13 protein-coding genes are annotated in these 14438 nt (G+C 44.2%); 12 read left to right on the forward strand and 1 reads right to left on the reverse strand.

What is annotated here, in order from left to right:
• The first annotated feature begins 57 nt into the window (after positions 1-57).
• From hyaA to MSG37_RS16375, 12 genes are all read left to right on the forward strand, one after another.
• On the forward strand, positions 58-1194 hold the full coding sequence (gene hyaA / locus MSG37_RS16320) for a hydrogenase small subunit (RefSeq protein ID WP_248471718.1): 1137 nt from the start codon (positions 58-60) through the stop codon (positions 1192-1194).
• 2 nt (positions 1195-1196) lie between these two features.
• A complete protein-coding gene (gene hyaB, locus MSG37_RS16325; protein ID WP_248471719.1) occupies positions 1197-2900 on the forward strand; it encodes a nickel-dependent hydrogenase large subunit in 1704 nt (567 codons plus the stop codon).
• Positions 2901-2914: 14 nt separating this feature from the next.
• A complete protein-coding gene (gene cybH / locus MSG37_RS16330) occupies positions 2915-3583 on the forward strand; it encodes a Ni/Fe-hydrogenase, b-type cytochrome subunit (RefSeq protein WP_248471720.1) in 669 nt (222 codons plus the stop codon).
• Positions 3584-3592: 9 nt separating this feature from the next.
• Positions 3593-4150 (forward strand): HyaD/HybD family hydrogenase maturation endopeptidase, encoded by a 558-nt coding sequence (locus MSG37_RS16335; protein ID WP_248471721.1) that lies wholly within the window; start codon positions 3593-3595, stop codon positions 4148-4150.
• The gene (locus MSG37_RS16340; RefSeq protein ID WP_248471722.1) at positions 4137-5933 is read left to right on the forward strand and encodes a NiFe hydrogenase; all 1797 of its coding nucleotides are present in this window, start codon (positions 4137-4139) and stop codon (positions 5931-5933) included. The genes MSG37_RS16335 and MSG37_RS16340 overlap by 14 nt, the downstream gene beginning before the upstream one ends.
• Positions 5934-6028: 95 nt before the next feature.
• Positions 6029-8656 (forward strand): carbamoyltransferase HypF, encoded by a 2628-nt coding sequence (gene hypF / locus MSG37_RS16345; RefSeq protein WP_248471723.1) that lies wholly within the window; start codon positions 6029-6031, stop codon positions 8654-8656.
• A gap of 220 nt (positions 8657-8876) precedes the next feature.
• Positions 8877-9653: a hydrogenase nickel incorporation protein HypB gene (gene hypB, locus MSG37_RS16350; protein WP_248471724.1), complete on the forward strand. Its 777-nt coding sequence runs from the start codon at positions 8877-8879 to the stop codon at positions 9651-9653.
• Positions 9653-9901, forward strand: a complete 249-nt coding sequence (hypC, locus tag MSG37_RS16355; protein ID WP_248471725.1) for a HypC/HybG/HupF family hydrogenase formation chaperone — start codon at positions 9653-9655, stop codon at positions 9899-9901. Before hypB ends, hypC begins: the two co-directional genes overlap by 1 nt.
• The gene (gene hypD, locus MSG37_RS16360; protein ID WP_248471726.1) at positions 9901-11022 is read left to right on the forward strand and encodes a hydrogenase formation protein HypD; all 1122 of its coding nucleotides are present in this window, start codon (positions 9901-9903) and stop codon (positions 11020-11022) included. The genes hypC and hypD overlap by 1 nt, the downstream gene beginning before the upstream one ends.
• Entirely contained in the window at positions 11019-12092 is a 1074-nt protein-coding gene (gene hypE / locus MSG37_RS16365) for a hydrogenase expression/formation protein HypE (RefSeq protein WP_248471727.1), read from the forward strand. The genes hypD and hypE overlap by 4 nt, the downstream gene beginning before the upstream one ends.
• Positions 12092-12454: a hydrogenase maturation nickel metallochaperone HypA gene (locus MSG37_RS16370; RefSeq protein WP_248471728.1), complete on the forward strand. Its 363-nt coding sequence runs from the start codon at positions 12092-12094 to the stop codon at positions 12452-12454. Before hypE ends, MSG37_RS16370 begins: the two co-directional genes overlap by 1 nt.
• Before the next feature lie 167 nt (positions 12455-12621).
• A complete protein-coding gene (locus MSG37_RS16375) occupies positions 12622-13041 on the forward strand; it encodes a secondary thiamine-phosphate synthase enzyme YjbQ (RefSeq protein ID WP_248471729.1) in 420 nt (139 codons plus the stop codon).
• Between the two features lie 90 nt (positions 13042-13131).
• On the opposite strand, the gene MSG37_RS16380 is transcribed toward MSG37_RS16375, so the two are convergent.
• Positions 13132-14349: an RsmB/NOP family class I SAM-dependent RNA methyltransferase gene (locus tag MSG37_RS16380; RefSeq protein WP_248471730.1), complete on the reverse strand. Its 1218-nt coding sequence runs from the start codon at positions 14347-14349 to the stop codon at positions 13132-13134.
• Between the last annotated feature and the right edge of the window lie 89 nt (positions 14350-14438).

A 14438-nucleotide genomic window follows, 5' to 3' on the forward strand; every position in this document is an offset into this window, starting at 1 on the left:
TGTGCAGCATAAACTGCTGAAGTTGAGCAAATTCCTTACAATAAAAAAGGTTTAAACATGGAAACACATGAAGCCCTTTATCGACAAGGCCTCGCCCGAATAGAGCAACTTCGTCAGTTAGAACCTCGCAGTGGAGAAACCCTGCAGCAAAAGATGGAGCAAAATGGCATTAGCCGCCGCGACTTCATGAAATGGAGCGCTGCAGTTACCGCCATGCTTGCACTGCCCTTACCGTTTAGCACGCTCGTAGCTGAAGCTGCAGAGTTTGCTGACAGAGTTCCACTGGTGTGGCTGCATCTAGCCGAATGTACTGGTTGTTCCGAGTCCTTGATCCGTACCGATACCCCTAACCTCGATACCTTAATCTTTAAACACGTTTCGCTCGAATATCATGAAACCTTAATGGCTGCCGCAGGCTGGCAGGCAGAAGAGAACCTTGAGCATGCGCTAGAAGCCTATAAAGGTAATTACTTGCTTGCCGTTGAAGGCGCTGTACCAACAGCAAACAATGGTGCGTATCTCACTGTTGGCTGTAAAGGTCACACCGGCCTGCATATAGTGCAAGAAGCCGCCAAAGATGCAGCCGCAATCATTTCAGTAGGCACTTGTGCTGCGTTTGGTGGCGTGCAAGCCGCGGCGCCAAACCCAACTGGTGCTAAAGGCGTATATGAAGTCGTTGATAAAACCGTGATTAACTTAGGTGGTTGCCCACCAAGTGAGAAGAACATTGTCGGTACTTTGATGTACTTCATTATGTTTGGCAAGTTACCTGCACTTGATATGTTTAATCGCCCTAAATGGGCTTACGGCGCACGCGTGCACGATAACTGTGAACGTCGTGGTCGCTTTGATGCGGGTGAATTCGTTGAAGAATTTGGCGATCAAGGCGCAAAAGATGGTTACTGCTTATATAAAGTTGGTTGTAAAGGACCTTACACCTACAACAACTGCCCAACAGAACGATTTAACCACCATACCAGCTGGCCAGTACTTGCAGGCCACGGCTGCATTGGCTGCTCAGAGCCAAATTTCTGGGATGATATGGCCGACTTTGAAAAGCCTTTAGGTAGGCAATTACTGCACAGTCTAGACGCCACCAGCGACACCATAGGTGCCGTCATTTTAGGTGCAACTGCTGTCGGAATTGGCGCACATGCTGTAGCCAGTTTATTTGCCAAACCTGAAGAGGAATAATCATGAGTAAACGTGTTGTTATCGATCCAATCACGCGTATTGAAGGTCACCTTCGCGTAGAAGTCGAAGTTGATGAAAATAATGTTATTAAAAAAGCTTGGTCATCTTCCACTTTATGGCGCGGTATTGAAGTGATTTTAAAAGGCCGTACACCTATGGATGTCGGCTTAATTGTGCAACGTATTTGTGGTGTTTGTACTTATTCTCACTACCGCTGTGGTACTGAAGCGGTAGAAAACGCCCTAGGTGTAAAAATTCCACTTAATGCCAAATATTTGCGTAGCTTGATGCAAACCTCTTTGTATATGCATGATCATATTGTGCATTTCTATCATCTGCACGGATTAGATTGGGTTGATGTGGTCTCTGCATTAAGTGCAGATCCAGCTTTAGCAGCCCAAGAAGCCCTGAAATACACGGCTAATCCGATTGCCGCAGGTGAAGGCGATCTGCGCGCAGTACAAGAAAAAGTTAAAGGATTAGTGGCAACCGGCAAGCTTGGTCCTTTCGCTAACGCTTACTGGGGCAACGGCACTTATAAATTTACTCCAGAGCAAAACCTAATCGCCCTATCGCATTATCTAAAAGCATTAGAAGTACAGCGCGTAGCCGCTGAAATGCTAGCGATTTTTGGTGGCAAGTCACCGCATCCACAATCGATTGTCGTTGGCGGCGTAACAGCGGTTCGCGACATGTTAAGCCCTGCTCGTTTACAAGAGTGGAAGCAAAAGCATGAGATCGTACAAGACTTTATTATTAGAGCTTATAAAGCAGACGTGGTAATGGCTGCAGCCGCCTTTGGCAGTGAGCCTAGCGTACTTGGCGGCGTGAATATTAAAAACTTCTTAGCCTGTGATGACTTCTTACTCGGTGATAACCAGTACATGTTTAATCAAGGCGTGATCATGAATGGCGACTTGGCCAATGTGGCTGATTTAGATCCTGATATGATCTCAGAAGACGCTACCCACGCTTGGTATAAAGCCGATAAACCAGAGCACCCTTACGATGGTACAACAGTGCCTGATTACACCGGCTTTGTGGAGCGCGACACTGTCTACGGCAAACTGCCAACTGTCGATGGCGACGGCAAATACACTTGGGTTAAATCGCCACGTTATAACGGCGAGCCAGTAGAAGTTGGCCCACTTGCTTGTTTACTTGTCAGTTATGCTCGCGGTAACCAAGTGGTAGTTAATGCGGTTAACGGTTTACTTGAAGCAACAGGATTACCAGTTGAAGCGCTATTTACCACTTTAGGCCGCACCGCTGCACGTATGTTGCAAACGGTTATTGTTGCTGAAGAAGGCCTCAAAACCTTTGATGCCATGCTAACCAATATGCAGTCTGACGAAGCCACCTACATCAAGCCTGAAATTGACTCAAGCAAAGAGTATGTGGGTCACGCCATGATTGAAGCGCCGCGCGGTATGCTCAGTCACTGGATCCGCATTAAGGGCGGCAAAGTTGAAAACTATCAAGCCGTAGTTCCAACTACATGGAACGCTGGCCCCGTTGATGCCAACGGTAAGATGGGCCCCTATGAGGCTTCGCTTATTGGGCTAAAGCTTGAAGATCCTACCAAGCCTTTAGAGGTGATCCGCATTATTCACTCGTTCGACCCTTGTATGGCATGTGCTGTGCACGTTATGGACTACAAAGGGCAAAACTTAGGTGAATTTAAAATTGATCCCAACGGATTTTAATCAAGGGGGATAACATGGCAACTCAATCTGCGCCCTACCAAAGGGAACTGATCTTTGGTGCTGCAATACGAATATTCCATTGGCTAAGAGCTTTAGCCATTTTTGTACTCATAGTGACGGGGTTTTATATCGCGTGGCCGTTTTTGGTTGCACCAGAAAACTCTGACGTATTGGTACAAGGTTATATTCGCGCCGCCCATCAGATCTTTGGTTTTGTGTTAGTAGCAATCACCATAGTGCGGGCTTATCTGTTCTTTTTTGGTAAAAGCGATATCGAACGACGCTCTTTTAAAGATGTAATGAGCGTAAAAAGTTGGATCACTCAGCTTAAATCTTACCTATGGATGGGACATTTAGACAAAGCTGGCGTGTATGGACCACTACAATTTGTGACTTACTTGGCAATCTCTGTCGTTGCATTGTTGATCTGCATTACAGGACTCGTGTTGTATGCCAATGTATATCATGAAGGTCTTGGTGGATTACTAGCGCCAATGGCGAATTGGTTAACGGCATTGATGGGTGGCTTAGCGCCTGTGCGCATCTGGCACCATTACCTTACCTGGGTATTTATCATCTTTGTGGTAATACACGTGTATATGGCTGTTTGGTCGGGTATTCGCTTTAAGCACAACTCTGTTGACTCTATCGTCTCAGGTTATGACTACCATAAGAAAAAATAAAAGGAACTCATGAAGATATTGCTACTTGGTATTGGCAATGTCCTGTACGCCGATGAGGGCATCGGCGTACATTTCGTCAATTACATCCAAGAAAACTATCATTTCCACCATCCAGTTGAGCAGTTAGACATTCTCGATGGTGGAACATTAGCCCAAGGACTTATCCCTACTCTTTGCCAATATGACTATCTTATTGTGGTCGATACGGTTAACGCTAACGGTGTTGCGCCTGGTGAAGTGTATTTCTTTGACTTCGACAAGGCCCCAGCAGAAATCGATTGGCAAGGCAGCGCCCACGAAGTAGAAATGCTACAAACCTTAATCATGATGGAAATGGTCGGCGATCGCCCAAAAACATTTGTATTAGGGGTTACCCCAACGGTACTCGAGCCGATGATCTTAGGATTAACTAAGCAGATCCAAGCGGCCGTGCCTTTGATGGAAAAGACCTTATTACAACATTTAACAACATTAGGCTTTACTCACCAACGCATTGCCAATATCGACATCAACAGCCTAATTCCCGATTCCTATAAACGTGGCTTAATTTCCGATGAAGAAAATTAGATTCGAGTTTAATTGTACCCGCGATGTGCCATTTTACGCTCACTTATGTGATCAATACCTACTTAAACCTGATTATGACATTGCCATTGGCCGAGAAGAAAACCGTTACTATTTAGAAGCCCAGGGCGAGCAAGGTAAGTTAGAGCAACTCGCAGATGAGGTTGCCAGTGACTTCCTATTATCGGTTTGCCTAACTAAACCTGATATCAAGCTGGTGGACGACTTTAGCGGCAGTAAAACACCGCTAAAAAGTGATAAGCTAACCCCTGCAAATTTAGGCTTAGAATATTGTCAACACTGCCAACCTAAATTTGCCGACAATCAATCAGCGCAGTTTGGTGAAATAGATCTCGCCTGCCCTTGTTGCCAAAGCCATTTACGCATTACAGATCCTGAAAAATCCTTTAGCCTCGAAGATATCAAAGCTTTAGCAGCAAAACTTAATTCACAAGGCTATATAGAGCTACCTAGCCCAAACGACACATTGCCAATCATAGTTAGTTTCCAGCCCATAGATAATAAAGTGCTTAATAGCTCGCAGCAGCGGCAACACCTAGTGATCTGCAATCCAAATAATCTTAACGCGCACTTCTCACTCACAGGCAGTCAAATACTTGGTTTATCAAGCATCGAAAAGCCATTTATCAGCGCCAAACCCATTGCTAAACACCCTCGTCTACATAACGCTCTTTACGAGATCTGTTTTGCTAAATCACGTTTATTACTGGTGCTTTGTGAAGTTCTACGCCAGCAAGGAGTTGATTACCTTTATATTGCCCATTCAGACAATCCCCATTTTGCAATGGTCAATGGCCAGTGGTGTGAGGTGACGAGCCAATTAGGCGCTGCGCCGCTATTGATCCCGACCACTCAAACACCACTGCATGATGACGCGCAAACCGGGCCTTATATTGCTAAGTGGCAAAAGCATGTCATCAGTGTTATCCAAGAGCCGATTTTTAACCATCAACCTTTAGGGCAAGCCCCTGATAATGCCGCGACCCGTGCATTGCTCGCCGCCCATATTCGCAATAAACATGCTAAAAATACTGCAGCGATTTATCTCAGCAATCAATATAAAAGCCAGATTGTGACATCGGATAAGCAACAAAACATGGAGCTGTTTTTTGAGTTTCCTGAGTTGCCAGATAACGGCTACGAGATTGTTCATCAACTGTCAGATTCTCCTCAAAAAATCCTGTTAGAGAAATTTAAAGCTCAATATCCAGAGGATTACATTCAGCTGTTATCGCTAAAACTTGCAGCGCCTTGTAATAATATTCAAACCCTGTGGGCAATCGTAGCCATTATACTCGGAGCAGAAACCAGTAAAGACGCAACAAAAGAGGCCGAAACTCAGCTCTGTAAAACGGCACTTTGTGACTTTGTAATAGCAAAAGCCATGGCTCACAAAGGCAGCAACGCACCAAGAATTGATTTTCCCTTAACCAAAGGCGAAGCCGCTCGAAGCTTAAATTGGTGTAAAACCTTAGGCAGTATTATTAGCTTTAGACTGGCTGAAGACGGCAACCTTGAAAAACTCGCTTTTGGTCTTCACGACTCATTTGCAGATTATATTGCTAATTGGATTGAGCATTTAGACCAAAATATCGGCTTAAAATCAGTTGTATTGGCAGGTAATGAGTTTAGTAACCCAATGCTAGCAGAGCGTATTGCCCTGCGACTTGTGAAGAACTTTACCTTAAACACCAATCCAGCAATGGATCTTGATGGCGTAAACCTCGCAGTAGGTGGACTGTATTTAAAGCAACGTAGGCGTTAAAGCAAACGTTTTTAGCTAAGGCTAGCAATGCAAACCTTAGCTATCTCGCTTTTCATTTAATCACAAACAACCTACCCGTTAGAGTATTGAAATATATGCAGTCAACCGACATTAAGCCGGTCAGTAATCCACAATACGGATCTGAGCAAGCCACACTCGCTCGTATCCAACTTAATATCACCGGCGTAGTACAAGGGGTTGGATTTCGCCCTTTTGTTTATCGTCTAGCACATGAGCTTGGGCTAAGCGGCAGCGTATTAAATAATAGTCAAGGCGTGTTGATTATTGCTCAGGGCCCAAAAGACGCATTAACTCAGTTTGAACAAGCCTTTGTACTATCACCGCCACCACTATCGCGCATCGATAACATCACCAGTAAACCATTAGCCACAGTTGCTAATGAAACTGCTTTTACGATTATTGCCAGTGAGAATACTCAAGAGACTCAAGAAAATGCTGATAGCTGTAACAATCGCAATAATGCTAACAATAGCGTTGTTGCAGTATCGCCAGATAAATGCACCTGCGATGATTGCTTTAGTGAAATAAGCGATATTAACAATCGCCACTTTAGATACCCGTTCACCAATTGTACCAACTGCGGCCCAAGATACACCTTAATTAAAGGCCTACCCTACGATAGACCCAATACTGCAATGGCAAGTTTTGCTATGTGCGATCGCTGCGCCAACGCATACCAAAATCCGTTAGATAGACGCTATCATGCACAACCTGTCAGCTGTCCAGACTGTGGGCCCCAGTTAAGCTTTAATACCGCAGCACTTGAAAGATTAAGTGATAAAGAACAGGCATTAACCGATGCGGTCAAAGCGTTGCAAGAGGGAAAAATACTCGCAATCAAAGGGCTCGGTGGCTTTCACCTTGTTTGCGATGCAAGCAACGACGCCAGTATTGCTTTACTGCGTCAGCGTAAACATCGACCAGCAAAACCGTTTGCGATTATGGTCGAAAATCCGCAAGTTGCAGCCCAGTATGTTTACGGTAATGCAAGTGAATGGCAGACCCTTAGCTCAGCAGAGCGCCCTATTACACTAATGCAGAAAATAGCGCCGTCTTTGAGCATTGGACTAAAGCATCAACAAAACAACTTGAGCGAATTGATCGCCCCAGCAATTGATAAACTCGGGGTGTTTTTACCCTATACACCGTTACATTTTCTGCTTTTAGCGCAGCTAAAACGCCCGCTAGTGATGACCAGTGCCAACCTATCCGGCGAGCCAATAATAATTGATGCATTGGATATCAAACAAAAGCTTGGCCATGTTGTTGATTTTATATTGGATCATAATAGGCCAATACTAAATGCTTGCGATGACAGCGTAGTGCAAGTCATTAACGATAAAGTGCAAGTACTTCGCCTTGCCCGAGGTTATGCACCATTATCCCTGTATTGTGAGCAAGCCATTCCACAAGCAACTCTGGCTGTAGGGGCGCAACAAAAAAATACCGTCTGTTTTGGCTTTAAACAAAATATCTTTTTAAGCCCCCATATTGGCGATCTGGTATCCATTAAAGCGTTAGACTACTTTCACCACACCTTGGCGACTTTTAAAACGCTTTACCAATTTGAGCCTAAAAAACTGGTTCACGACACTCATCCAGATTACGCCACCAGCCTATGGGCAGAAAAACAAGCGCCACAAAAGATGATGGTGCAGCATCATTATGCCCATGTACTGAGTGTTATGGCGGCAAATAATTATATAGATTCTGTATTAGGGTTTGCCTTTGATGGCACTGGCTTAGGTGATGATGGCACGCTTTGGGGCGGTGAAGCGCTAGTGTGTAATAACCAAAAATATCAGCGTCTCACCCATCTAATGCCATTTCAGTTAATCGGCGGCGAACAAGCGATTAAACAGCCTAACCGAGTATTACTATCCATCTTGCTTGAAAAATATTCACCAGAAGAAATCCAGGCCTTACAGCTGCCCGCTTTTACCAAGATGGCAAACTTTACCTTTAACAACCTAACAAAAGTCTGGCGTGCAAACATTAGTGTTAAAACCTCATCTATCGGCCGACTATTCGATGCTGTAGCAGTAGCTTTAGGCTTGATTGATGAGATCCAATATGAAGGACAAGCAGGTATGTTGTTAGAAGCTGCTGCTAACTCTTTAACACAACATACACGCATAAATGATACTCACCAGCGCTCAGAAGATGCTCTAAATGCAGAAAAACTGCAAAAAAATGATAAAGGTATGAATATTTCTGATGGCTATTCATTTGATAAGGATTCATTTGATAATCATTCGTTCGATAAGCACTCTTTTGCTAACAACGCTTTGGGTGGCAGTGTTGATGATGCAAATAATCTTGCTGTAAAAACTGGCGAGTATACAGAAAACCCTATCCCATTCTCGATAAAGCATAATCGCAATGTATGGGATAGCGCAGATCTAATAATGCAGATCATCAATGCGATTACCGCAGAACCATTGACCCCAGTACGCGTAGCCCTGATAGCCAGAAGCTTTATGGATGCGTTAAGCGATATCGTTTGCCTGACCGCTAAAGACCACGTTGAACTACCTATTGTGCTTTGTGGTGGCGTGTTTCAAAACAAATACTTATTACAGCGCTGCGAAACAGCACTCATAGCACAAGGTAATCGAGTATTAGATCCTAAATACGTGCCAATTAATGATGCGGGGATCTCCCTCGGTCAGCTTTGGCACTCCCTTGCGACAAAATACTAATTCTAAAACCACAGACTAAACCCGAAGACTAAAACCGAATATATGTCTAATACCTGCTAATCAGTCTAATTAGATAAATTAGCAGGTGTGAAACAACACAATTAGCAGCCAAAATGCGACACACCTCTCACGCACTCCTTGATAAAGCTGATTTAAATCAAAACGCGTAAGTAAGTCGTGATCGACAATGGCTTAATACTATAAATAAACGGAGTTTCCTATGTGCCAAGACTGCGGCTGTTCTATTGCCCGACACGATCCCCTACTAAAAACTGGCCACTCTCATACTAAAGAATCGCATTCAAGACATGATCATAACCTTGCCAGTAACCCGCAATTGAACGACAAAACCACCTTATCAGTGATCCATAAAATCCTTGATAAAAACGATATTGAAGCCCAGCACAATCGTGACCACTTTGAGGCCAAAGGGATCACTGCTTTCAATCTAATGAGTAGCCCTGGCAGCGGTAAAACCACTCTACTTGAACACTTACATCAATATACTGATCTGAAATATTCCGTTATTGAAGGCGACCTCGAGACTTCTCGCGATGCCGATAGATTAAAAGCTAAAGGTATTAATGCTTATCAGATCCAAACCGGCGCAGCCTGTCATTTAGATGCATTTATGGTGCATAGCGCGTTACACCACATTGATTTAGATGCTATCGATATTTGTTTTGTAGAAAACGTGGGCAACCTCGTCTGCCCTGCAAGTTACGATGTTGGCACCCATAAAAATATCGTGCTGCTGTCAGTACCTGAGGGTGATGACAAAATCGAAAAATATCCAGTGATGTTCCGCCGTGCCGATTTGGTACTGATCACCAAATCCGACTTAATGCCTCATTTTGATTTCAGTATCGAAGAATCTCGTAAGCAACTTCAAAAGCTAAACCCTAATGTAGAACTAATGGAGATCTCAGTTAAGCAGCCAGAGTCCCTCGAAAAAGTGGTGCAGTGGCTTAATCACAATGTTGGAGTAACTGCTTAATGTGTCTTTCTATCCCGTCAAAAGTCGTTGAGCTTCATCCAGATGAGCAAGCCGTTACCGTTGATACTATGGGGGTGAAGCGTAAAGTCAGCAGCCACTTGTTGGCAGAACCCTTAGCCCTTGATGATTATGTGCTTATCCACATTGGCTTTGTGATGAACAAGATAGATAAAGCCGATGCGATGGAAAGTTTAGCCCTGTATCAGGAGATTGTGTCCAAGCTTGAGCAAGAAGAGCGGGAGGCGTGATGATTGCCTTAAACGATCTTTATCAAGGCTTTCGCGATCCTAAGGTGATCCGCTCACTCGCTCAGCAAATTGGCCACTATGCCAGCCAAGTAGAAGGTAAGATTAATATTATGGAGGTGTGCGGCGGCCACACCCACACCATAATGAAATACGTTCTTAATCAATTACTACCGAGCAATATCGACTTTATTCACGGTCCCGGTTGCCCTGTTTGTATTATGCCTAAAGAGCGCATTGACCATGCTGCAGCCCTTGCCAGTCAACCCGATACCATTTTAGTCACACTAGGCGATATGATCCGCGTTCCCGGTTCAAAAGGCAGTTTGGCGCAGTTTAGGGCTAAAGGTTGCGATATAAGGCCAATTTACGACCCATTAGACACGTTAACCATCGCGGTCAACAATCCTGACAAAACCATTATCTTTTTTGCCATAGGTTTTGAAACCTCGACGCCAATGACGGCGGTGTTAATTGAACAGACAAACCAGCGTGGCATTACTAATCTACTGTTTCATATCAACCACGTGTTAGTCCCGCCAGCGATTAGTGCAGTAATGAGCGATCCACAAGTAAAAGTTAACGCCTTTATTGGGCCTGCCCACGTGAGCGTAATTAGCGGCGCTAAAATATACCGCCAAGCAGTTGAGACATATAACACACCTGTTGTGGTATCCGGTTTTGAGCCAGTTGATGTGATGCAATCGATTTTAATGTTGGTAAAACAAAAAGCTGAGCAACGTGCTGAGCTTGAAAACCAATACAGCCGCTCAGTGTCTGAAAACGGTAATCAAACTGCTCAAGCATTAATTGATAAGTATCTGACTATTCGGCCAGAGTTTCGCTGGCGCGGATTGGGCCCGATTGCAAATTCCGCACTCATGCTCAAACCTGAATATGCTCACTTAGATGCTGAGCGCGTTTATGCCAATGTATTACCACAAATAGAGATTGACGATCATAAAGCCTGTCAATGTGGCGATATTCTAAGAGGCCTTTGCAAACCAAAAGATTGCAAAGTATTTGGCCGCGGCTGCAGCCCTGACACGCCTCTTGGTAGCTGTATGGTCAGCTCAGAAGGCGCTTGCAACGCCTACTATCGCTATAACGGAGTAAATCTATGAACGCGTTAGCAAACAAAGTCATCCAACTTAGCCATGGCGGTGGTGGTAAAGAGATGAACCGCCTAATTAAAGACATATTCTTTGACGCTTTTGACAATGCCATTTTGCGCAGTGAAGAAGATGCAGCAGTACTGCACTTTGACGGCAATATCGCCTTCACCACAGACTCTTTTACTGTCTCACCTATCTTCTTTGCTGGTGGTGATATTGGCAAGCTTGCCGTCGCAGGTACGGTCAACGATTTAGCCATGATGGGCGCTGAGCCGCAGTACCTGAGCTGTAGCGTAATTATCGAAGAAGGCTTTGAAATCGCGAAACTTAAAACCATTGTTGCCAGCATGGCGAGTGAACTTAAAAAGTCCAACACCCGCATTGTCTGTGGCGACACTAAAGTGGTGCCTAAAGGCTGCGCAGATGGCTTGTTTATTAATACCTCTGGTGTTGGCCGAATAATAAAACCTAAGATCTCAGTGAAAAACCTTGAGGCTGGAGACTGCATTATTGTTAGTCGCGATATTGGTCGCCACGGCGCAGCAATACTTATGGCTCGTGAAGGACTCGCATTGGAATCTGAACTCACCAGTGATTGTGCTAACTTGTGGCCAATAGTCGAACAATTAATTGCCGCTAACATTGATATTCATGCCATGCGTGATGCTACCCGTGGTGGATTATCTGCGGTGTTAAATGAGTGGGCAAAAGCGTCAAATGTCTGTATCGAGGTCAAAGAAGAATCGGTACCAGTCAGTGATGAAGTCAAAGGTCTGTGCGAGCTTTATGGCTTTGAACCATTTGATCTCGCTAATGAAGGAACCTTTATTATTGCCGTACCCGCAGCTAACGCAGAAAAAGCAATGAATGTTATGCAGCAATTTTGTCATTGCCAAGCTGCCAGTATTATTGGCCAAGTGACCACGGAAAAAGTAACAGCAGATAAAGCTAATGCTGGTAACGACAGCAACAGCGCGACCGAAAACAGCCAACAAGGCAAAGTGATTTTACATACTCCTTGGGGCAGTGCCCGCTATTTGGATGTTCCTCAAGGTGAATTACTACCGAGGATCTGTTAATGCATGAGTATTCGATAGTTACAGCATTAATCGAGCAATGTGAGCAACTTGCATTAGATAATAATGCTCAAGCTATTACCCGTGTTGAAATAAAGCTTGGGATCTTAAGTGGTGTAGAGCCAAGCCTTCTTAACACAGCGTTTGACACCTTTAAGCTTGAGGGGATCTGTCGCAATGCCGACTTGATAATGCATATTCAACCTCTGGTTATCGCCTGCAATAATTGCGGCCAACAAACAGAGCATAAGCAGCGCAACGTTATTTGTAGCCACTGTGAAAGCAATAACACTCGCGTGCTTGATGGTGAGGATATGATACTTATGCAGTTAGAGTTAGAGCAAAACGAAGAACACAAGGGCTAACTCTATTTCGCCAATAAACCGCTAATAAAAATCGAATGCGCTGTAAACTGACCGCAAAGTTCATTAACAGGCATTCGACTTTCTCGAGATCACGCGTAAATAAGCTAATTGATCAAAAAGCCAAAATAGATAACCATTGGCGTATTCTAATTTTTGCAGAATTGATTATGTGGTTACAACAAACTATATCGCTAACAGCAAAATCTCGCGGCTTTCATTTGATAACCGAAGAGATCGAGCGCGCATTGCCAGAGTTAAATCAGATAAAAGTTGGCGTGGCTCATCTACTTTTACAACATACTTCAGCATCGCTCACGCTTAATGAAAACGCGGATCCGAGTGTAAGATCTGATTTTGAAGCATATATAAATCGGTTAGCACCAGAACGAGCGCCCTATTACACCCACACTTATGAGGGGGATGACGATATGCCAGCCCACCTTAAATCAAGTTTGTTAGGTGTTAGCTTAACGATTCCAATTACTAACGGCAGGTTCAACCTAGGCACTTGGCAAGGGATTTATCTAGGCGAGCATCGTGATCATGGCGGTAAGCGTAGGATTCTTGTCACCATCAATGGCGAGTAAAACAGAAATGGCTTCAATCTAAGTTGATTAACTAAACACATAAAAAAGAGCACCTAAAGTGCTCTTTTTATTGGATTAAAACTGAGTCCATTAAACTTCAGCAATTCGCTCTAGTTTAGCAAGATAAAAGCCGTCAAAGCCTGTTTCTGCTGGGCTGATGGTTTCATCTTCAATAAATCTAAAATGTTTGTTTTCAGCTAAAAACGCGTCAACTTGGTCGCGGTTTTCTTCAGGCATAATTGAACAGGTTGCATAAACTAGCATGCCGCCCACTTTTACCATGCGGCTATAGCTTTGCAAAATGTGCTTTTGTAGCTCAACTAACACTGGTAAACGCTCTGGCGTATCGCGCCATTTAGCATCTGGGTTACGTTTAAGTACACCTAAACCTGAACACGGCACGTCTAATAGCACACGATCACAAGTTAACTTTAAGCGCTTAATGGTTTTGCTGCTGGCAATAATGCGTGTTTCAACGTTATGTGCGCCTGCACGGCGAGCACGTTGCTTGAGGTTATCAAGTTTCCATTGCTCAACATCCATCGCTAATAAGCGACCTTTGCCTTGCATTTGCGCTGAAATAGATAAGGTTTTACCACCAGCGCCAGCACACGCATCAACAACGCGCATACCTGGTTTTGCATCAAGTGCTAATGCCACTAGCTGAGAACCTGCATCTTGCTGCTCAAACCAACCTTTTTTAAAGGTTTCGGTTCTAAATAGTGCTGAATCAGAAACCACTTCAAGCGCAGTATCAACACCCGGCACAGTAGCAGTTTCAACACCTTCTTTACGCAGCGCTGTTGCTAACTCTTCGCGGGTACACTTTAAAATATTGGTACGTAAAAAGCGTTTTGCTGGCTTATTTAGTGCAGCACGTTCTGCAGGCCACTTATCGCCCATTTGCGCTTGGCCCATTTCGTTAAGCCAATCAGGACAGCCATCCCATAAAACTGGTTGGGCTTTAGCTTCTTCGATACGAGCTGCGAGTTCTTGCTCATCCACTTGCAGCGCATACTGCATTTTCGGTAGCGGCAAATTGTTGAATAAATGCCAAACGTTAAGCAAACGCGTGCCTAAACGAGCCATTTCTTCAGACTTAACATCAGATAGGAAACAGTAAAGGTTCAATCTTCGTAAAATATCACCCACTACGAATGTGATGCGACCTTGTTCTTTCGGCTCTAATTTTAGTCCCGAAAAGTGTTGTGAATAAGCACGATCTAACGGCTTACCCTCAGATAAAACAAGATCAAGAATACTGATCACTAGTTCGTTAGAGCTAGGAGATAGCGAAGATTTCAACATTAAAAAATTACTCTGATTAGAAAACGCTGCGATCATAGGAGTAAAGACGTCAATACGCAAGCTTAGCCCGACTAAATACCGTAAGAATT

It is taken from the genome of Shewanella sp. 1CM18E (assembly GCF_023161665.1).
Taxonomy (GTDB): Bacteria; Pseudomonadota; Gammaproteobacteria; order Enterobacterales; family Shewanellaceae; genus Shewanella.

Bases quoted from the DNA above. Each gene is read 5' to 3' on its own strand.
- hyaA (WP_248471718.1), top strand. From the start codon at position 58: ATGGAAACACATGAAGCCCTTTATCGACAAGGCCTCGCCCGAATAGAG.
- hyaB (WP_248471719.1), top strand. From the start codon at position 1,197: ATGAGTAAACGTGTTGTTATCGATCCAATCACGCGTATTGAAGGTCAC.
- cybH (WP_248471720.1), top strand. From the start codon at position 2,915: ATGGCAACTCAATCTGCGCCCTACCAAAGGGAACTGATCTTTGGTGCT.
- MSG37_RS16335 (WP_248471721.1), top strand. From the start codon at position 3,593: ATGAAGATATTGCTACTTGGTATTGGCAATGTCCTGTACGCCGATGAG.
- MSG37_RS16340 (WP_248471722.1), top strand. From the start codon at position 4,137: ATGAAGAAAATTAGATTCGAGTTTAATTGTACCCGCGATGTGCCATTT.
- hypF (WP_248471723.1), top strand. From the start codon at position 6,029: ATGCAGTCAACCGACATTAAGCCGGTCAGTAATCCACAATACGGATCT.
- hypB (WP_248471724.1), top strand. From the start codon at position 8,877: ATGTGCCAAGACTGCGGCTGTTCTATTGCCCGACACGATCCCCTACTA.
- hypC (WP_248471725.1), top strand. From the start codon at position 9,653: ATGTGTCTTTCTATCCCGTCAAAAGTCGTTGAGCTTCATCCAGATGAG.
- hypD (WP_248471726.1), top strand. From the start codon at position 9,901: ATGATTGCCTTAAACGATCTTTATCAAGGCTTTCGCGATCCTAAGGTG.
- hypE (WP_248471727.1), top strand. From the start codon at position 11,019: ATGAACGCGTTAGCAAACAAAGTCATCCAACTTAGCCATGGCGGTGGT.
- MSG37_RS16370 (WP_248471728.1), top strand. From the start codon at position 12,092: ATGCATGAGTATTCGATAGTTACAGCATTAATCGAGCAATGTGAGCAA.
- MSG37_RS16375 (WP_248471729.1), top strand. From the start codon at position 12,622: ATGTGGTTACAACAAACTATATCGCTAACAGCAAAATCTCGCGGCTTT.
- MSG37_RS16380 (WP_248471730.1), bottom strand. From the start codon at position 14,349: ATGTTGAAATCTTCGCTATCTCCTAGCTCTAACGAACTAGTGATCAGT.